Origin of the sequence: Arcobacter sp. AHV-9/2010 (genome assembly GCF_004116575.1) — a bacterium.
In the GTDB taxonomy this organism is placed as follows: Bacteria; Campylobacterota; Campylobacteria; order Campylobacterales; family Arcobacteraceae; genus Aliarcobacter; species Aliarcobacter skirrowii.
This window is the reverse complement of the sequence record NZ_PDKH01000002.1, coordinates 290,150-310,378: the sequence shown is the minus strand read 5'-3', so window position 1 is coordinate 310,378 and position 20,229 is coordinate 290,150. Positions and strand designations below refer to the sequence as shown.

The 20,229-nt window shown below is 28.1% G+C and carries 19 protein-coding genes; 9 read left to right on the top strand and 10 right to left on the bottom strand.

Going from position 1 to position 20,229, the window contains the following annotated elements:
* Positions 1 to 6 precede the first annotated feature (6 nt).
* From fdh3B to CRU94_RS05340, 5 genes are read left to right on the top strand one after another with little or no spacing between them, the layout of a single operon-like run.
* Positions 7 to 600 (top strand): formate dehydrogenase FDH3 subunit beta, encoded by a 594-nt coding sequence (gene fdh3B / locus CRU94_RS05360; RefSeq protein WP_066161170.1) that lies wholly within the window; start codon positions 7 to 9, stop codon positions 598 to 600.
* A gap of 10 nt (positions 601 to 610) precedes the next feature.
* Positions 611 to 1,567, top strand: a complete 957-nt coding sequence (locus CRU94_RS05355) for a cytochrome b/b6 domain-containing protein (RefSeq protein ID WP_129105777.1) — start codon at positions 611 to 613, stop codon at positions 1,565 to 1,567.
* Positions 1,564 to 2,400, top strand: a complete 837-nt coding sequence (gene fdhD, locus CRU94_RS05350; protein WP_129105776.1) for a formate dehydrogenase accessory sulfurtransferase FdhD — start codon at positions 1,564 to 1,566, stop codon at positions 2,398 to 2,400. The genes CRU94_RS05355 and fdhD overlap by 4 nt, the downstream gene beginning before the upstream one ends.
* On the top strand, positions 2,393 to 3,364 hold the full coding sequence (locus CRU94_RS05345) for a cysteine desulfurase (RefSeq protein ID WP_129105775.1): 972 nt from the start codon (positions 2,393 to 2,395) through the stop codon (positions 3,362 to 3,364). Before fdhD ends, CRU94_RS05345 begins: the two co-directional genes overlap by 8 nt.
* 9 nt (positions 3,365 to 3,373) lie before the next feature.
* Positions 3,374 to 4,615 carry a molybdopterin molybdotransferase MoeA gene (locus CRU94_RS05340; RefSeq protein ID WP_129105774.1) on the top strand — a complete coding sequence of 414 codons (1,242 nt, stop codon included), beginning with the start codon at positions 3,374 to 3,376 and terminating at the stop codon, positions 4,613 to 4,615.
* A 36-nt stretch (positions 4,616 to 4,651) separates the two neighbouring features.
* Here the strand turns inward: CRU94_RS05340 and CRU94_RS05335 are convergent, their stop codons facing one another.
* From CRU94_RS05335 to CRU94_RS05310, 6 genes are all read right to left on the bottom strand, one after another.
* Positions 4,652 to 5,944, bottom strand: a complete 1,293-nt coding sequence (locus CRU94_RS05335) for an NAD(P)/FAD-dependent oxidoreductase (protein WP_129105773.1) — start codon at positions 5,942 to 5,944, stop codon at positions 4,652 to 4,654.
* A 15-nt stretch (positions 5,945 to 5,959) separates the two neighbouring features.
* The gene (locus CRU94_RS05330; RefSeq protein WP_066161147.1) at positions 5,960 to 6,259 is read right to left on the bottom strand and encodes a c-type cytochrome; all 300 of its coding nucleotides are present in this window, start codon (positions 6,257 to 6,259) and stop codon (positions 5,960 to 5,962) included.
* Between the two features lie 137 nt (positions 6,260 to 6,396).
* The gene (locus CRU94_RS05325) at positions 6,397 to 7,914 is read right to left on the bottom strand and encodes a sensor domain-containing diguanylate cyclase (RefSeq protein WP_129105772.1); all 1,518 of its coding nucleotides are present in this window, start codon (positions 7,912 to 7,914) and stop codon (positions 6,397 to 6,399) included.
* Positions 7,915 to 7,995: 81 nt separating this feature from the next.
* Positions 7,996 to 9,762, bottom strand: coding sequence for an ABC transporter ATP-binding protein (locus CRU94_RS05320; protein ID WP_129105771.1), 1,767 nt, complete (start codon positions 9,760 to 9,762; stop codon positions 7,996 to 7,998).
* 29 nt (positions 9,763 to 9,791) lie between these two features.
* Positions 9,792 to 10,385: an FAD-dependent oxidoreductase gene (locus tag CRU94_RS05315; RefSeq protein ID WP_129105770.1), complete on the bottom strand. Its 594-nt coding sequence runs from the start codon at positions 10,383 to 10,385 to the stop codon at positions 9,792 to 9,794.
* 53 nt (positions 10,386 to 10,438) lie between these two features.
* Positions 10,439 to 11,137, bottom strand: a complete 699-nt coding sequence (locus CRU94_RS05310; RefSeq protein WP_129105769.1) for an alpha/beta fold hydrolase — start codon at positions 11,135 to 11,137, stop codon at positions 10,439 to 10,441.
* A gap of 140 nt (positions 11,138 to 11,277) precedes the next feature.
* Between CRU94_RS05310 and CRU94_RS05305 the strand changes: the two genes are divergently transcribed.
* Entirely contained in the window at positions 11,278 to 11,475 is a 198-nt protein-coding gene (locus tag CRU94_RS05305; RefSeq protein ID WP_066355955.1) for a YgaP family membrane protein, read from the top strand.
* Between the two features lie 16 nt (positions 11,476 to 11,491).
* On the opposite strand, the gene CRU94_RS05300 is transcribed toward CRU94_RS05305, so the two are convergent.
* Positions 11,492 to 12,790 carry a M99 family carboxypeptidase catalytic domain-containing protein gene (locus CRU94_RS05300; RefSeq protein ID WP_129105768.1) on the bottom strand — a complete coding sequence of 433 codons (1,299 nt, stop codon included), beginning with the start codon at positions 12,788 to 12,790 and terminating at the stop codon, positions 11,492 to 11,494.
* A gap of 158 nt (positions 12,791 to 12,948) precedes the next feature.
* Between CRU94_RS05300 and CRU94_RS05295 the strand changes: the two genes are divergently transcribed.
* A complete protein-coding gene (locus CRU94_RS05295) occupies positions 12,949 to 14,649 on the top strand; it encodes a protein adenylyltransferase SelO family protein (RefSeq protein WP_129105767.1) in 1,701 nt (566 codons plus the stop codon).
* A 178-nt stretch (positions 14,650 to 14,827) separates the two neighbouring features.
* Here CRU94_RS05295 and guaA read toward each other — a convergent pair whose 3' ends face one another.
* Entirely contained in the window at positions 14,828 to 16,363 is a 1,536-nt protein-coding gene (gene guaA / locus CRU94_RS05290) for a glutamine-hydrolyzing GMP synthase (protein WP_129105766.1), read from the bottom strand.
* A 63-nt stretch (positions 16,364 to 16,426) separates the two neighbouring features.
* Entirely contained in the window at positions 16,427 to 17,878 is a 1,452-nt protein-coding gene (locus tag CRU94_RS05285) for an L-aspartate oxidase (RefSeq protein WP_129105765.1), read from the bottom strand.
* 95 nt (positions 17,879 to 17,973) lie between these two features.
* Between CRU94_RS05285 and CRU94_RS05280 the strand changes: the two genes are divergently transcribed.
* Positions 17,974 to 18,393 (top strand): DUF721 domain-containing protein, encoded by a 420-nt coding sequence (locus tag CRU94_RS05280; RefSeq protein WP_129105764.1) that lies wholly within the window; start codon positions 17,974 to 17,976, stop codon positions 18,391 to 18,393.
* Here CRU94_RS05280 and CRU94_RS05275 read toward each other — a convergent pair.
* Entirely contained in the window at positions 18,377 to 18,970 is a 594-nt protein-coding gene (locus tag CRU94_RS05275; RefSeq protein WP_129105763.1) for a M48 family metallopeptidase, read from the bottom strand. The genes CRU94_RS05280 and CRU94_RS05275 overlap by 17 nt on opposite strands.
* An 80-nt stretch (positions 18,971 to 19,050) precedes the next feature.
* On the opposite strand from CRU94_RS05275, the gene CRU94_RS05270 reads away from it, so the two are divergent.
* A complete protein-coding gene (locus tag CRU94_RS05270) occupies positions 19,051 to 20,217 on the top strand; it encodes a pyridoxal phosphate-dependent aminotransferase (RefSeq protein WP_258237401.1) in 1,167 nt (388 codons plus the stop codon).
* Positions 20,218 to 20,229: the final 12 nt, after the last annotated feature.

The window sequence follows — 20,229 nt, the reverse complement described above, 5'->3', positions numbered from 1 at the left end:
GTAGTCATGAGTAGTAATATAAATTTTTCAAGTATGAAGTTCTATTGTGACGAAAACCTATGTATTAACTGTAATGGATGTGTAGTAGCTTGTAAAGAGGCTCATGAGATTCCAGTTGGTGTTAATAGAAGAAAAGTTGTTACAATAAATGAAGGTGTTGTAGGTAAAGAGTTTTCAATATCAATGGCTTGTATGCATTGTGATGACGCTCCTTGCCAACAAGTTTGTCCAACAGATTGTTTTTATATAAGAACAGATGGTATTGTTTTACACGATAAAGACAAATGTATTGGTTGTGGATATTGTCTATTTGCTTGTCCTTTTGGAGCGCCTCAGTTTCCTCAAGATGGTGCATTTGGTACAAAAGGTAAAATGGATAAATGTACAATGTGTGCAGGAGGTCCTGAAGAGACAAATTCACCACAAGAGTATAAAAAATATGGACAAAATAGAATTAGTGAAGGAAAAGTTCCAATGTGTGCTTCAATGTGTTCAACTAAAGCTTTACTTGTAGGAGATGCAAATGAAGTTGCTTTAATTAAAACATATAGAGCTGTACATAAAGGAAAAGGAATTGCTACTGATTCTTATGGTTGGTAAGGAATAATTTATGGAAAAAAGCTCATTTTTTGAAAGAAATAGGGCATATATCTTTACACTTCTAGGTCTTGGAGTTGTTGGATTTATATTTATTAATTTCTTAATGATAATAGATTGGGGTTACTTAATTAAGTACACAATCCATATTTTAACGGGTGGGAATATTGATGGAATTTTAACTCCAGCAGATTCACACTACAAAGAGATGGTAAATAGAGCATTTGGACCAAACTATGAAGCTATTGCTCCTGAGATTATAAGAGCAAGTAATGAAAGACAACTATATATTTGGTGGGTTTTTGTTGCTGAAATTGCTATTTTTTGTGTAATGTACACAATAAGTGGTAGAAAAGAGGCAAAAATCACAAGACCAAATGAACAGGTTGAAGTTTTTTCATTAGTTCATAGAGCAATAATTTGGTTAAATGTATTAATTATCTTAGCTTTAATTATTACAGGTTTTAATATAACTTGGAGTTTAAGAAGCGAGGGTGGTTATATTCCATATATTTTAAGAGGTACTCATGAAGTTACAGGACTTATATGGTTTCCTATTTGGTTATTGATGAGCATAATTGCGTTTAAGGATTTAAAAATCTTATCAAAAAATAGTCTAATAGCTAAAATTACTCTTCCAGGAAGATATAAACCAATGCAAAGAGTTATTTTCATTGTGTTTGTAATGATGGGAGCAGGGTTGCTATTTAGTGGATTTTTAATTTGGTTTATTCATCCAGATGCATATACAAATGCTCAATTTATACAGTTTAAAAGAGCGCTATTATATACGCACTTTGGTGCAAGTGTTTTAATAATGTTCTTCTTAATGGATTTTGTATATTCAACTTTAGTTGCTGTAAAAGGTAACTTAAAAGGTCTGATTACAGGAAAATATCCAAGAGAGTATTTAGAACAGTTAGCTCCAGATGTGTTAGCTGATATAGAAAAAGAGAAGGTAAAAAGATGACAGCTCTTTTTAAAGAGGGAGATAACTCTCTCTCTTTTTTAAAAAAAGATAAAACAAACTCTAAAAAAGTTATTGTAGATAAATTTTTTGAAGATAAATGTGAGAGTTTTGAGGATTTTGTAATAAAAGATGAGAAGATAGATTTTTATCTTAATGGTGAAAAACTAATCTCTATTATGACTATAAAAGAGCATCAAGATGCTCATATAGTTGGATTTTTAATAAGTGAAGCAGTTATTTCTACTATTGATGATATAAAATCACTAAAAATAGATGAAGATGGTTTGAAAGTTTATGTTGAGGCTGATATCTCTTCAATATCATATGAAAATCTATTTAAACAAAAAACTTTAACATCTGGATGTTGTGTTGGAGTTACAGGAAATGCTGATTTAAGTTTTGATTGCTCTTTTGTGCAGACAAACTATCAAGTAAAATCTAGTCAAATTTTAAAACAGATGAGTGAATTTAATAAATCCTCAAAGCTCTTTGATGAGACAGGTTGTGTTCATAAAGCACAAATTGTTCTTGAAGATAGAACTATATTTGAAGCTGAAGATATTGGACGACATAATGCTATTGATAAAGTTGTTGGACTTGCAGCAATGAGTAAAAAAGATATAAGAAAATCTATTTTATATGTAACTGGAAGGTTATCAAATGAGATGGTTGTAAAGTGTGTAATGCATAAAATTCCAATAGTTGTGTCAAAAGCAGCTGTTACATTTGAAGGAATTAAAGCAGCTTCTTCACATGGAGTTACATTAGTTGGTTTTGCAAGAGAGCATAGAATGAATATTTATACGCATAGTTCAAGAGTAAAAGTTGATTAGATTAAACTTTTTACAATACAATCCCTTAGATTTAAATATAGATAAAAACTACTCTTTAGATAGTTTATCTACTAATTTTGAGTTTGAAAATCTTTGTAAAGAGTTTTTGAACTATTTTTGTTTTAAAAAATTAAAAACCTTCTCTTTTTCAAAAGAGGGTTTTTTGGCTCTTCTTTTAGAGCTTAATTCAAAAATAGCAGTTAGTCTAGGAGAATCTCAAGCTTTAATAGATGCTTGTAAAATGTATGAGAACTTAGGTTTTGAAGTTACTTATTTAGATTTAAATAAAGATGGAACTGTTTGTTTAGATAAGTTAAAAAGTGATGATTTTGACTATATTTTTATCTCATCTTATGTTATGGATACATTTTTAAAAACAGATTTAAAGAGTTTAAAAACTTTAACAAATGCAAAAATTATCTCAAATGCAAGTGCAGATTTTTGTGAATTTAGTGATATTATATATTTTGATAACTATAAACTTTGTGGATATTTTTTAAGTGGAGTTTTACTATTTAATGATGGATTTGAGCAGTTAAATATTGGCTTTACAGATAGTTTAGCTATATATTCTTGTTTTAAATCATATAAAAATATAAAAAAAGATATTAAAATAAAAGATATTTTTATAAAAAAATTGGAAGATAAGTTTAAAGATAATTTATACTATTTTGTAGATAATAAAAATACATTAAATAACTCATTTCATATAGCATTAAAAGGAATAAAAGCAAGAGAGATTATAAGAACTTTAGCATTTGAAAATATATTTTTATCAAATGGTGAAGGGTGTAGTTTGGGCTTATCAAAACCTTCAAGAGTTATTCAAGCTATGGGTTTTGAAGAGAGTATTAGTAGAAATGCTTTAAGTTTTAGTTTTAATGAAAACTATGAAGAAGAGATTATAAATAAAGTTGTAAATCTGATTTTTAAAAAATATGAGCAGATAAGAAGTTTTGAGTAAGGAGTTTATATGAAAAAGAGTTTAACATATTTAAATTTTGATGAAGCGTGCAAAAAAAGTCTTGAGATAGTAAACTCTATTTCAAAAAGAGAAGTTGCCTACACTTTTGACTCTTTAGGAAAAGTTGTTAGTAAAGATATTGTTTGTAAAAAAAATCTTCCATCTTTTAATAACTCAGCAATGGATGGAGTTGCTTGTAGAGTTGAAGATAGTGGAAAAGTATTAAAAATAGTTGATACTATATTTGCTGGTGATAAAAGAGATTTTAAAGATTTAAATCTTGGAGAGTGTTATAAGATTATGACAGGAGCTAAAGTTCCTTCATGTATTGAAGTAATAATTCCAATAGAAAATTGCATACAAATAGATAGTTTTAGTGTAGAAGTGCCAAAAAATTTAAAATTAAATTCTAATATTAGATTTAAAGGTGAAGAGTTAAAAGAGGGTGATGTAATTATAGAAAAAGGAGAGAAGATAAACTCTTCTTCTATCGCACTTTTAGCTTCTCAAGGAATAAATGCTATTGAAGTTTATAGAAAAATTAAAATAGCTGTTATATCAACAGGAAATGAGTTAAAAGAGCCTTGGGAAAATGCAAGTGAAGATGAGATTTATAACTGTAATGCAAGTTCAATCATTGCTTTATTAAAAGAGAACTCATTTGATGCTACTTATTGTGGAGTTGTTCCAGATAGTTTTGAAAAATCTGTAGATTTTATAAAGAGTTTAGAGGATTTTGATTTAATTATTACAAGTGGTGGAATCTCTATGGGGGAGGCTGATTTTTTAGCTGAAGCATTTTTTAAATGTGGATTAGATATTGCTTATCATGGCGTTAATTTAAAACCAGGTCGTGCTATGATGCTTGGAAAATTGAATAAATCTATTGTTTTATCACTTCCAGGAAATCCTTTGGCAGCAGTTATAAATGCATATATTTTCCTTTTACCAATAGCAAAAAAACTTCAAGGTGAAAGAGATTTTTATCATGATTTTATAATTTGTAAAAATAAAAAAGCGTTTAGAGTAAAAGATGGAAGAGTAGAGGCTGTTTTAGGAAGAGTTACAAATGGAGTTTTTGAAGTTACAAAAGATAATAAATATGGCTCTGGAATGATAAGTGCTGTTTATGAAAGTAACTCTATAATGCTCTCTTTAGGAAATAGAAGCGAAATAAAAGAGAATGAAGATATAAAAGTTTTAGAGTTTAGTAGAAGATTTAATTCAAAAAAGGTAGATTTTTTAAATTAAAAAAAGCTAGAAGTTTGAACTTCTAGCTTTGAAGTATTATTTAAATACATCGTCAGTTTGGCTTTTGTACCAAGCATAAGCATATTGTGCTTCAAGTGGTCTAATATGTCCATCTGGATCTCTTTCTGGACTAACTCCTCCAGCACCATTAACACTCTCAATATGATCATCATGAGCATTATAAACAGCTGCAATAGAAATACCATATTTTGGACTTAATAAACTATAACAAGTATTTGCAAGTTTTGGAGGGTTTATAACTGGTTTATTAGCTAATACTCTTGCAATTTGCATTGCTACAACTTTTCCTTGTGTACTTGCACTAAATGCTGATTTTGGCATTGGTGCTGCATTTGAAGCATCTCCAATAACATGTACATTTTTTACAAGTTTAGATTCAAATGTTTTTGGATGTACAGGACACCAATCACCTTGAACTAATCCTGAATCAAATGCTAATTGACCAGCTTTTTGATTTGGAATATAGTTTAAAACATCTGCAATAATCTCATCACCATCATCAGTAACAACTAGTTTTTTCTTTGGATCAACGCTTACAACTTTTCCACCAAATTGAGCTGGTTTCCACTCAATCATATCTCCATAAAGTTCTTTCCAACCTTGAGTAAATAGACCTTGTTTAGAGAATTTATCTTTTTGATCAAGAATTACTATTTTAGAGTTTGGTTTATTGTTCTTTAAATAGTATGCAACTAAAGAGACTCTTTCATATGGTCCAGGAGGGCATCTAAAAGGGTCTGCAGGTGCTACCATTACAAAAGTTCCACCATCTTTCATATTTTCAAGTTGTTTTTGTAAAATAGTAGTTTGCTCTCCAGCTTTTACAGCATGAGGTGCATATTTTTGGTTATCTTCTGTATAACCTTTTTCAAATTTAAAATCAATTCCAGGGCTTACAATTGCTCTTGTATAGCTAATAGATTCACCATTTTCTAAGATAACACTATTTGTTGCACCATCAACTTTTTTTACTTTTGCATAGATTACTTTTACATCGTGTTTGTTTTTTAGTGCATTTAAATCTTGCTTAATAAAATCCATTTTCTCCATACCAGCAATAACTGCATTACTAAATGGACAAGTGTAGTACTCTTTGTTCTCTTCTATTAAAACAATCTCAACATTTTTATCAAATCTTCTTAAGTATTTAGCAGCAGCTGCTCCACCAAAACCACCACCAACTATTACAACTCTTTGTTTCTCTTGTGGTAAAGTTGCCAATTCTGGGCTAACTAAACTATTACAAGCAGCAAAAGATAGTGCAGTAGCACCTAAAAGTATTTTTCCGAAATCTCTTCTATTTAACATTTTAAACTCCTTTGCTTATTTAATTTGTGAGAAGTAGTATGCAAGTTGCTCAAGCTCTTCATTACTAAAACCTTTAGTATGCTTCTGCATCATATAAGTTGTACCATCTACATTCTTACCATTTTTAAAGTTAAGTAGTGTTTTATAAAGATAATCTTTAGTTCCACTAATACTAGGAATTGTAGTAACAGATTTACCATTGTTTCCATGACAATTTACACATGACAATGATAACATTTCAGCTCTAACTGGATCATATTTTGCTGCAAAAGATAAAGTTGCAGTACAAACCAATAAAAACATTAGTTTTTTCATTTTTCTCTCCTTATTTAATTCGATTGTAAAGACTAATGATAATTTAATAAGCTTAATTTTAATTTAAACTATTAAATTAAATCCCACTTATTTAATTATGATTAAATTACACTGTGTAAAAACTTCTCAAAGCTCTCTTAAATTACAACTTTGTTTCTTCCAGTTTGTTTTGCTTTGTAAAGGTTGTCATCTGCCCTTTTTATTAAACTATCTTTTGTATCATCTTTTGTAGGAATTGCTATTCCAAAACTACTTGTAAGCTTTCCTATTTTTGTAAAATTAAAGTTTTCAACGGCAACTCTCATTTTTTCAGCAACAAGAAGTAAATTCTCTTTAGAGTTTGACTCTATTATTGCAATAAACTCTTCACCACCCCATCTATAAACTAAATCAGTAGTTCTTATTGCTTTTTTTGTAACATCTGAAAACTCTTGTAAAACTATATCTCCAATATCATGCCCATAAGTATCATTTACTTTTTTAAAGAAGTCAATATCATACATAATAACGCTATATTCACAAAATCTCTTCTCTTTTATTATCTTGTCTAAATCAACATTAAATTTACTTCTATTAAAAAGTTTTGTAAGTGTATCTGTATAAGCTTTTTTGATAAAAATATTTTTCTCTATATAATTTACTCTTAAAATATATAAAATGATAAGTAAAGATAGTATTAAATTTAGAGTTATAAAAATAGATAATCCATCTTGTTTTGTCACATTGATAATACTATTTTTTGAATAAGATAGTACATAGGTATTTATACTTTGATCAAAATCAAATATAGGTAAAAAAGTTACTAAATACCACTCATTTTTAATCTTAAAATCCTCTACAAAAGCTTCAAAAGAATCAAGTTTTTGTGAAAAATTTTCTTTAATTTTTTCATCAATTAAAGATACTGTTTTTTTATCAATAGCTTCAATTTCACAATCTTTAATCTTCTCTTCATAAAATTTATCACTTACAGATGAGCTAATATAGTAGTGCTCAGCTATTTGTTTAAAAACTCTTTTATTTACATAATCTTTTGAAATAATTAATTTATACTCATAAGGATAAGTTCTATGTAAAAAGTGATGAATAGCATTAAATGAGTTAGAGAGTTCAACTGTTCCATAAAACTCATTATCAATTATAATTGGAAATACATTTCTAAATCCATTTTGAACCTTTCCCTCTTCAAAACCAAATTGTGGTTTTTTTGTCTCATTAGCTTTTTTCACAGTTGCTCTAGCATCTAAAAGATTATCTCCATAATTTTGTGGTGAATGAAATCTTAAAAAACTATTTCCATATTTATCATGAAAATGGAGTTGCCTAAAATCATGTTGCACTAATCTATTGTATGTAGAGTAAAGATTGTTTAAAAGTTCACTTCTAGTTCTATTTTTAACAGTTTCATTAGTATGATTTATATTTTTTAATAGATTTTTTATTTTTTCTTGATACAAAATTTCATCAACAATCATAGTTGCAAATTTTTGATTAAAATTTAAAATAATATTTAATTCACTATTTAATTTTTCAATTTGAGAGTTTTTGATTTTTTCTATTTTAACTTTGTTAAAATGCTCTATTGAAAGGTAGAAAATAGTCTCAATAACTATTAAAAATAGGATTAAAAAGAGTAGAGTTTTTTTTGCTTTCATTAATATGCCTTAATATAAAAATTTCAAAGTATAGTTGAATAAAAATAAAGTTTAGCTTTTTAAAAAAAAGAGTAAACTTTATTATATTAATTGATTTTTTACAAAATCCAAATAGTGTCCATCTTCTTGCTCTAACTTACTAGCACTTCCACTTTGAACAAGTTTTCCATCATTTAAAACATAGATTTTAGAGGCATTTTTAACACTACTTAATCTATGTGCTATTGTTATTACTGTTTTATCTTTTAAAAACTCTTTTAACTCTTTAAATAGATTTGTCTCTGTTTGAACATCAAGTGCTGAAGTTGATTCATCAAATATTACAACGCTTGGATTTGCTAAAATCATTCTAGCAATTGATAATCTTTGTCTTTGACCTCCACTTAATCTAACTCCCATTTTGCCAACAATTGTATCAATACCATTTGGCATATTTTTTAAAACATCATCCATTTGAGCAATTTTTAAAGCCTCGTAAATTTTATTATCATCAATATCTTCACCCATTGTTAGATTAAACTTTAGAGTGTTATTAAATAATATTGGCATTTGAAGGACCAAAAAAACGCTACTTCTTAAACTCTTTTTATCTATATCATCAATGCTTATATTGTTGTATAAAATATCTCCAGAGCTTTTTTCATAAAATCCAGCAATTAATTGAGATATTGTAGTTTTACCACTTCCACTTGCTCCAATAATTGCAATTTTTTCACCAGCTTTTATATCAAAACTTATATTTGATAGGTTATTTTTATCTTTATTATATGAAAAAGATAGATTTTTTAAAGAGATATCTACCCCATTTTTACTATCTAATTTTATATCTCCATCTTTTTCACAAGATAGTTCTAAAACACTATTTAATCTTTTTATTGCTGCTTTTGCACTTGCAAGTGAGTATTGAATAGATAAAATCTCTTGAACAGGAGACATAATAAACCAAATATAACCAAACATTGCAAACATTAAACCAATTGATAAATCGCTATAAGCTACAAGTAAAAGTCCAGTTGCTCTAAATATTTCAAATGCAAACAAAAAGATTGTGTAAGATAGTTTTTCGTAAGCAACACTTTTGTAGCTAAACTCATTTGAAGCTACTTTTATATCACTTGCTTTTTTTATAGACTCTTCAAAAAAATCATTCTCTTTATTACTTGCTTTTATTTGTGAAAATAGATCTAAAGTTTCATTGATATTGCTTTGAAAAGACTCTATTGATCTATTTTCCTCTTTTTTTAACTCTCCCGTTTTTCTTGCAATTTTTCTTGAAATTATTGCAATAGTTGGTTGTGTAAAAAGAATCATTAAACCTAAAACCAAATCTATATTTATAATTATTAAAGCAACTGCAATTAAAGTTAAAGATGAAGTAATTAGTTTGCTTGCAACATTTACAATAAAACTATCTAAAGTGTTTACATCTGTAATTAAATTTGCAGAAATCTTCCCGCTACCAATTGTTTCATACTCATTTGTTGTAACTTTTTTTAAGTGATTTAGAAGTTTTACTCTTATATCAAATATAACAATTTTTGATATTTTTGTAAAAATTTTACTATTTATTACCCCAAATACAAAGTGTAAAAACCTTAATAATATTACAACAACTGTAACAATTGCTATATAATAAAATGCATCTCCGCTTCCAAAAAAGTAGTCTATATTATTTACAAAAAAACTAGGTTTTTCAAGTAAAACTTCATCAACTAACAAAGGAAGCAATAAAGGAATTGGAACACTTATAAAAATTCCAATTATAGTAAAAAGTTGTCCCCAAAGTAGGGCTTTTTTATTTTTTAAAAGGAGTTTAAAAATATATTTTAAAGATATTTTTTCGTTCATAAAATTTAAATAAGAGATAAATCTCTTATTTATGCCTTTACATCGTGAACAACTGATATTTTTCCACTCCAAAGTTTAAAAATATCACAAGCAACTTTAGCTCCATCTCCACTTGCGCAAGAGAACATTGTAGGAACACCACTTGCAAGTCCAGCTACATATAGATTTTTTGATATTAAATTATTTGAATTTTCCAAATATATATTGTTTGGTTTTGGAACAAATATATTATCTTTTACATTAACACCTTCACACTCTATATCAAATTTATGAAGACCAGTCGCTAAAACAATAATTGATGCTTCATAAGTAGAGTTTTGTGTTGTAACTTTAAAATATTCACCTAAATTTTCAATTTTAGTAGCTTTTTCATCTTTTAGTTCAACATCTTTGTATATTTCTAACTGTTTTTTCATCTTAATAAGTAAATCAACTCCATTTATTCCACTATCAACTCCAGCAACATTGAAATATTTTCCAACATTTAAATCACTTTTATTATCATCTAAAATTAAGTATTTTTTATCTTTTGCCCAATCAAATTTATCATTTGCACTTCCTAAAGTTAAAGCACAAGCAAAACCAGCAGCTCCTGCTCCAATAATTACTACATCATATCTCATAATATATTCCTTTTTTTTAAAATTTTTCGTAGTTTAACAAAAGAGATATAAACTTACTCTTTTATCCACTCTTTTACGCTAGAAGCAAATAGCTCTGGAAACTCCAAAGGAATATTATGGCTAGTTCCCTCTCTTTTTATTAATTTAATATTATGTTTTTGATTATGTAGTTTATCTAAAGCCTCTAAATCCAAAAGTCTATCATTTGAGCTATAAAGCATATACATAGGAATAGTTTTATTTTTTAAACAATCAAACAGATCTAATCTATTAAATGTACTTTTTAGTTGAGTTAGAAAAGTATCTCTTCCTAAATCATTAAACATATCAACCATAATTTTTGCCAAAGATAAATCACTTTGATTTTGCTCTTCTAAAAGCATAATTGCTTTTTCAAGCTCCAAACCAAATTCACTACTATTTTCAAAATCTACTAACTTTTTTTCTCTTCTTTCAAGTTCAACTTTAGATGTAGTTCCAGGTGTTGCTGCAACTGTAAATAATCTTTTAACTCTTTGTGGATATTTGCAACTAAAATATGATGCAATATAACCTCCTAGTGAAAATCCTAAGATATTTATCTTCTCTTCTTTAAACTCTTTGTTTAAAATATCAACAATCTCATCAAAATCTGTTGAGTTTGGTATTGGAGTATGAATAATTTCAAAATCATCTTTTAAAAGTGGTAATGCTCTGCTCCAAAGTCTAATATCTGTCATAAGACCTGGTATAAAATATATCTTTTCTCTCATTTTATCTCTTTATATAGTTTTTTTGCATTTTAAGTAAAATTGGCTTAATCTATAAAGTCTATTATAAATAGATAAGTTAAACTTATTTATTTGTAATTAAGTTATCTTATATATAATTTCAAAAAACTTAAGGAGTTTAAATGAATATTTTTGAAAAAATAAGAGCTTTTTGTAGACCATTTAGAATAGTTTTAGGGCTTGTTTTAATTGCAATTGGTATTTATACGGGGATTGTTTGGTTCTATTTGGGGATTATTCCATTGATTGTAGGTCTTATGGATATTTGTCCTGTTTGTATGATTAGTAAAAAGTGTACGCCAAAAACAAAAAAAGATTAAGAGATTTCCTCTTAATCTAATCTATAAATTTAACTACAATCATACCTTCAAATTTTTCATTATTATAAAATTCAACTCTATATTGATTTAAAGATTTATCAATTGAGAAGCTATTTACCATATCTTTTTTTCTTAAAGTGATATTGTCTTCACTATCAACACCATCTTTACTAAATCCAATAACATTTACTCTAAGTGGCGATTTTAGAACTTTAAAGCTATTTTTTACTTCAATAATATCTGCAAACTGTGTATCTATAATTTCTCCATCTACTTCAAATTTTATATCGTGAATATTTTTCTCAATTTCAAAATATTGAGGAATAAGTGAAGTTATAAGTTCGTTTCCAATAAAAATTCTATATGAACCATTTTGAAACTTAGCTTCACCAATTGGGTGTTCAAAATTAAAGATATTTTCACCTTTTTTTAGAGGAACAAATCTTAAAATTGATTTTATATTATTCAAATCTAGTTTTATATTCTCATTTATAGTAACTGTTTTAAACTCATTTAAAAGTTTCTCTACCTCTTTTAGATTATTTAAATCAAAATCTCTAGTAAACTCAATATTCATTATTTTCATAAACTCTTCAATTGATTTTAGTTGATATATAACTTTATGAGCTAAATCTGTAATATTTTTGCTTGTTTCAATTGCAAAAGCTGGTTTATTGTTTGTAACTGCAAAAAAAGTTAAAGATAGTTGCTGTTGCTCATCTTTATACTTTGTTTCAGTATTTTTTACACCAAAATAGTGGTAATCTTTAAAAAGCATATCACTATTTAAATTATCTCTTACAGTTGTAGCAATCTCATCAAGATTTCCAAATTTTTCTAGTGAGTCAATCTTTTTTTGATCAATTATTGTTGCTTGTCCCCAAGCTCTTGGATTAAATATAGCATTTTCATAAGTTTGTCTATAAAATCCATGTCCATCGTGTAGATTTAAGATTAAATCAACTTTTGGATTTAAAATTAACTCTTTAATTTTATTTACATTTACATAATCAGGGTCATTTTTTGAAAGAGTGCTAAACTTTCTATTCATATCATTGTAAACACCTCTTCTATTTGCAACCATACTATCTATATTTACACTTGGTGCAATCCAAACACTACCTTTTGTAATTTTATAGTGTTGTTCTAAAAATGCTGGAGCAAAATAACCACCTGGTTCATCTCCATGAATTCCACCAATTATTAAAAGAGTATTTTCATTTTCATCTAAAGAGCCTTTTTTATATAGAGTAAACTCTTTATTAGCTGCAAAGATATTTGTAAGTAGAAATATAATAAAAAAAAGAGATTTCATATCTATCCTATGTTTAAAATTATTAAAAAATGGCTTGTATAATATCTAAAGCATATTTAGATAAGGATTAAAATTATATTTACAAAATGATAAAGTTTTAGAATAATATTTTTTATTGTATGATAAAGTTTTAAAATAATATAGTATGGATAAAAATAATGAAAAATAGAATTAAAAAATATGTAGAATCGTTTGAAGAACTTTTAGAATTAAGAGATTACTCATTTGTAAATAGTTTAAATCCTGATCCAAAAAGAAATTTAAACAAAGATAATAAATTTGCTAGAGAGGTTTTTAGTGGACACTATGTAGAGGTTGAACCAACAGCTATTAAAGAGCCAATTTATGTAGCTCATAGCAAAAGCTTTTTTGAAGAGTTGGGTTTTAGTGAAGAGTTATTAAAAGAAGATGAGTTTATAAAACTATTCTCAGGTGATATCTCAAATATCTCAAGAAAAAATGATATAAAATCTTGGGCAACTGGATATGCGCTATCTATTTATGGTCGTGAGTACTACTCACAATGCCCTTTTCAAACTGGAAATGGCTATGGAGATGGAAGAGCAATTTCTGTTTTGGAAGCTATTATAAATGATAAAAGATGGGAATTTCAACTAAAAGGTGGTGGAACAACTCCATATTGTAGAGGTGCTGATGGAAGAGCAGTTTTAAGATCAAGTGTTAGAGAGTTTTTGGCTCAAGAACATATGAACTCTTTAGGTGTTCCAACATCAAGATCTTTGACTCTGTTTACTTCTAAAAAAGAGCAGGTTTCTAGACCTTGGTTTAAAGAAAAATCATCATCTTATGAGCCTGAAGTTATGATAAAAGAGGATGTTGCAATTACTACAAGAGTTGCATCTTCATTTTTGCGTGTTGGACAAATAGAACTTTTTGGAAGACGAGCTAGAAAAAATGAGCATAAAGATGCTTTAAAAGAGTTGGAGATGATTGTTTTGCATTTGATTGATAGAGAATATAGTGAAGAAATCAAAGAAGATTTGAGTTTGGAAGAAAAAGTGCTTTTACTAGCACAAAGTTTTCAAGATAGACTTACAACACTGGTTGCAAACTGGATCAAAGTTGGCTACTGTCAAGGAAATTTCAATAGTGACAACTGTGCAGCTGGTGGATTTACACTTGATTATGGTCCATTTGGATTTATTGAGATGTTTGATCCTAACTATCAATCTTGGACAGGTGGTGGAATGCACTTTTCATTCTTTAATCAGCCAGTTGCAGCACAAAAAAACTTTAAATCATTTTGTAGTGCTTTAAAACCACTATTAAATTCAAATAAAGAAGCTTTAGAAGAGCTAGAAAAAATAGAGAATAATTTTGCAAATATTATGCAAGATAAGATGCAAAATATGTGGGCTAGTAAGTTGGGATTAGAAAAGTTTGATTTTGAGTTGTTTGAAGAACTTATCAATCTTATGATTGATACAAAAGTTGATTACACAATATTTTTTAGAGAGTTATCAAATATTCCCCATAATTTGAGTAGCCTTGAAAAAAGTTTTTATATAAATTTGGACAATGATATTTTAAAACAAAGATGGAATAGTTGGTTTGAAAATTGGAAATCTAAAATAAATATAAATGATGAAGAGTCTAAGAAAAAACTATCAAAAAAAATGAAACTAATAAATCCAAAATATATTCTAAGAGAGTGGCATTTAGTTTTTGCATATAAAGAGGCAGAAAAAGGAAATTATAAACCAATAAAAGAGTTGCAAGAGATAATGACAAATCCTTATAGTGAGCAAACAAAAGAGCTTGAAGAGAGATACTATATTAAAAAACCAAAAGATTTTTTTGGAATAGCTGGAATATCGCATGTTAGTTGTTCGTCTTAATACTCTTTTTTAAGTTTTATATAGATTATTTTAATTCTGATAAAAGTAGCAAATAGAACTTTGGATTTTTGTTTTAGACGAAGAGATTAAAAATTAGCAAGGAAGTTTACTGTTGTAAACGACCGAAGCTAATTTTTATAAACCGATGAAGTATCAAGCAAAAAGATACAGCTCTATTTTATTCCCACTCAATAGTTGCTGGTGGTTTTGAAGAGATATCATAAACTACTCTGTTTATTCCATGTACTTCATTTATAATTCTTCTACTAATTGTCTCTAAAATTTCATGAGGAATATGAGAGAATGTTGCAGTCATACCATCTGTTGCATCAACAATTCTTACACAAACAGTGTTGTCATAAGTTCTATTATCACCCATAACTCCAACAGATTTTACATTTAATAAAACTGTAAATGCTTGCCAAGTTTTTTCATAATATCCAGTTGAGTGTAAAACATCTAGTAAGATAACATCTGCTTTTCTTAATAAATCTAAATCAGGTTTGTTTACATCTCCCATAACTCTAATAGCAAGTCCAGGTCCTGGGAAAGGGTGTCTATTTATCATCATTTTAGGAAGCCCAAGCTCAAGTCCAAGCTCTCTTACTTCATCTTTAAAAATCTCTCTTAAAGGCTCAACAAGTTCAAATTTCATCCAATCAGGAAGTCCACCAACATTGTGGTGAGATTTTATAGTTTTTGAAGGACCTTTAACTGAAACTGATTCAATAACATCTGTATATAAAGTTCCTTGAGCTAAAAACTCAACACCTTGATGTTTTTTCGCCTCTTTATCAAATACTTCAATAAATGTTTCACCAATTATTTTTCTTTTTGTTTCAGGATCAGTTACACCTGCTAGTTTTGTCAAAAATTGCTCACTTGCATCAACAGTTATTAAATCAATTCCTCGACCTTTAAAAATAGTCTCAACTTGTTCTCTTTCATTTGCTCTTAAAAGTCCATTATCAACAAATACAGGAATTACTTGATTTCCAATTGCTTCAAATAGAAGTGTTGCTACAACAGAGCTATCAACTCCACCACTTACAGCACATAATACTTTTTTATTTCCTACTTGAGCTTTAATTTTAGCAATTTGCTCTTTTGCAAAACTTCCCATGTTCCATGTGCTTTCACAACCACAAATATATTTTGCAAAGTTTTTAAGTAGTTTACTTCCCTCTTGTGAGTGGTAAACTTCAGGATGGAATTGGAATGCATAAATATTTCTATCTAAATTAGCAATTGCTGCAAATGGAGAGTTTTCACTAATTGCAATTTTCTCAAATCCAGTTGGAATTGACTCAACTTTATCTCCATGGCTCATCCAAACAATCTGCTCATTTGGAGTATCTGTAAATATTGGATTTTCACCAATTAGTTCTAATTTTGCCTTTCCATACTCTTGACTATTTGCTCTTACAACACTTCCACCAAAATATTGAGTGATAAGTTGCATACCGTAACAAATTCCTAAGATTGGAAGTCCTAAGTCAAATATTGTGCTATCAGGATGATAAGCATCAGCTGCATATACAGAAGCTGGTCCTCCTGAAAGAATTATTCCTTTTGGCGTTCTTGCCATAATATCTTCTATTGCCTCATTGTAAGGAACTATTTCAGAGTAAACTCCGTTTTCTCTTAATTTTCTAGCAATAATTTGTGTATATTGGCTACCAAAATCTAATACTACTATTGGTACATGTTTCATCTATATTCAGCCTTTCTTTTTGTACTTTATTTTTTTAAAGCTATTATTTTACCTAAACTCTATTTAATCTTCTTTTATAAAATGAGCACCTAATGATTTTTCCATATTTAAAGCTTGACTTAAAACCTCTTTGGCACAAAGAAGTCTAAGATGAAGCATTCTTCCAATATCCTCTTTTAAATACTCCTCAACTTTCTCTAAAGCTTTTTTTAACTCAGATTTCTCTCTAATTATTCCAGCACTATCCCACATTATTCTTCTTAAAGAGTCTTTTATATTTTTATCAATTGGTTTTGTTTTTGTGTATAAAATCTCTTTTTGTGTGTAATTTTTTAAATCTATTTTAAAATCATCTTTTAATGATGTTTCAACTGCAATTTTTGAGAAGACTAAACCTTCTAATAAAGAGTTTGATGCTAATCTATTTGCTCCATGAAGTCCAAAACAAGATACCTCTCCAATTGCATAAAGGTTTTTACAGTTTAAAACTTTTGCATTTAAATCAACCTCTATTCCACCCATTGAGTAGTGAAAAGCTGGACTAATTGGAACTTTTTCAAAAGGTAGTTCATATCCCAAATCTTTTAAATTTGCATATATATTTGGAAATCTTTGTTTAAATGCTTTTTTCTCAAAATTTTCAAAGCTTAGATATATTTGTTGATCTGTTTTTTTATGATAATCATAAATAGATCTACTAACTACATCTCTTGGAGCTAATTCTGCATCTTTGTGATAATCAAACAAAAATCTTCTATTGTTCTCATCTACTATAAATGCTCCTTCTCCTCTTAAGGCTTCAGATAACAAAGGTTTTCTTGCAAAACTTGTACCCTTTAAAACTGTTGGGTGAAATTGAGTAAATTGCATATCTTTTAGTTTTAGATTTTTTAAAACAGCAAGACCTTGTATCTCTCCACTATCAGCAGTTGAGTTTGTGTGATATTTATAAATAGAACCAAATCCACCACTTGCTAAAATTGTATTGTGTGCATAAACTCTTTTTTGAACACCATCTTTTGTAAAAAACGAAACTCCATAACAAACACCATCTTGAAGCAAAATATCACAAACAGTAGATTCAGAGATTAGTTGTGATGAGATATGTTTTAATAAAAAAAGATGAAGTTCTCTTCCTGTTGCATCTCCGTTTGAGTGTAAGATTCTATTTGTACTATGAGCAGCCTCTTTTGTGTAACATAGATTTCCATCTTTATCTTTATCAAACTCCATCCCACTTTTAATAAGTTCATCAATCACAAAAAGTGAGTTTTCGCTTAGAATTTTTACAGCCTCATAGTTGTTATAAAAAGCACCAGCTTCTAAAGTATCTTTTATATGAAGCTCTACATCATCTTTGTTTTTTGCTGCTGCAATTCCACCTTGTGCCCAAAATGTATTTGAGTTCCAAGGAAGCATTTTTGCAAGAATTAAGACTTTTTTATCTTTTGGTAAAAGTCTAGCAGCATTTAAACCAGCAACTCCAGAACCAACAATTATATAATCATAAATCATTGGTTTTGAGTTTTTTCAGCAGGAGCTGAATATCTAGGGTCTGCTTTATAGCCACAACCACTTAAACTAAATAAAAAACTAGCTATAATTAAGCCATGAAAAATATTAATCAAATTCTTAGTCATATTGCACTTGATCCTAACTTTAATAGAGTAAATACCTTTTTAGATATAAAAAGATTTGTAAATATACTACCTTTAAAATTAAAAAGTGGCATAAAATTTGTATATGTAAAGAATCAAACTATGCATTTTGTACTAACTCATCAACTTTACAAAGTAGAGTTTGAGCACAATAAAGCAACTTTAAAAGCTCTTTTAAAGATGGCAAATTTTGAAAATATTACAAATTTCTCTTTTTTTGTATCAAATGTAATTGAAAAAAAAGAGCAAAATTTTGAAGAGAATAGCCCAAAATATAAAGAAAAAAGTTATGCAATCTTTGAAAATAGGGCAAAGAGTGAAAATATTTATAAAAAATTTGAAGAGATAAGAGCTATTATAAAAGAGTCTTAAAAAACTTCTCTATTTTTTTATAGTTTGGAGAGAATTTTTCTACTAAAAAGTAGAAATCTTTTGAGTGATTTTTATGTTGAATATGTGCTAATTCGTGAATAACAATATATTCAATTATAAAAATAGGGTACTTTGCCAATAAAATATTAAAATTTAACTCATTTTTAAAGTTGCAAGAGCCCCAAGTTCTTCTATTTTTTCTATATGATATTTTTGTTGGATATAGTTGCATTAAATTTGAATACTTTTCAACTAAAGAAGGAATAATTTTTTGAATCTCTAATCTATAAAATCTATCCAAATCCTTTATTTGAAAATCACTTATTAGTTTTTTTTCTCCAAAATGTAAAAACTCATTTTCTTTTAATTTTTTACTATTTTGTTTTTGAATATTTTCAATTAGCCAATCTTTTTTTCTATATATTAAATCTTTTGCATCTAAAATTGTAAAATATCTATTTGCTCTAATTTGAATTAAATTATCGCTTAAAACTCTTAAATAGCAATGTTTTATATTTTTTTTATTTTGTAGTTCTACATCAACTAATAAATTGTTTAGTTCTATTTTAAAATTCAAAGAGAGCCTTTAAGTAAATTTTGATAATATTCGCAAATTTATAGTATATCTATAATGAGATAAATTTTAAGGATACTATCGTGAAAATAGCAAGTAGAATGGATAAATTAGCTCCTTCTGTTACTTTGGCAATTACAGCTTTGGCAAATGAATTAAAAGCACAAGGAAAAGATATATTAAGTTTTAGTGCAGGAGAACCAGATTTTGATACTCCAGCAATTGTAAAAAATGCCGCAATTAAAGCTATAAATGATGGTAAGACAAAATATACAGCAGTTGAAGGAATAAAAGAGCTAAAACAAGCTATTGCTTCTAAGCTAAAAAGAGATCACAATTTAGATTATGGTATTGACAAAATAGTTGTAAGCAATGGTGCAAAACACTCTTTATTTAATTTAGCACAAGCATTAATTGATGATGGCGATGAAGTTATAATTCCAAGTCCATATTGGGTTACTTATCCAGAACTTGTTGTTTATAGTGGTGGAGTTCCTGTATTTATTGAAACAGATGAATCAACTGAGTTTAAAATTACACCAGAGCAGTTAAAAAAAGCAATTACTAAAAAAACAAAAATTTTAATGCTAAACTCTCCATCAAATCCAACAGGAGCAATCTACTCAAAAGATGAGTTACTAGCTCTTGGAGAAGTTTTAAAAGGTAGTGATATTATTGTTATCTCTGATGAGATGTATGAGAAACTAAGCTATAAAGGTAAAAAATTTACTGCAACTGCAGAGGTTAGTGAAGATTTATACAATAGAACTATAACTGTAAATGGACTTAGTAAATCAGTTGCTATGACTGGTTGGAGATTTGGATATTTAGCTGTTCCTGATGTAAAAGTTGCAAAAGCTATTACAAAACTTCAAGGACAAGCAACTTCAAATATTAACTCAATTACTCAATATGCAGCAATTCCTGCACTTTTAGGTGAAGCTGACAAAGATATTGAGATGATGAGAGTTGAGTTTGAAAAAAGAAAAGATTATGCGGTTAAAGCTATTAATAGTATTAAAAATCTATCTTGTTATGATCCTGATGGTGCTTTTTATCTATTTATAAATATTAAACAGTTTTCAAATGACTCTATGAAATTTTGTTCTGATTTACTTGAAAGTAAAGGTGTAGCTTTGGTTCCAGGTCTTGCATTTGGAATGGAAGGTTATGTTAGACTATCTTTTGCTACAAGTATGAAAGCTTTAGAAGATGGAATAAATAGAATTAAAGAGTTCGTAGAGAGATAAATTTTGTATAAT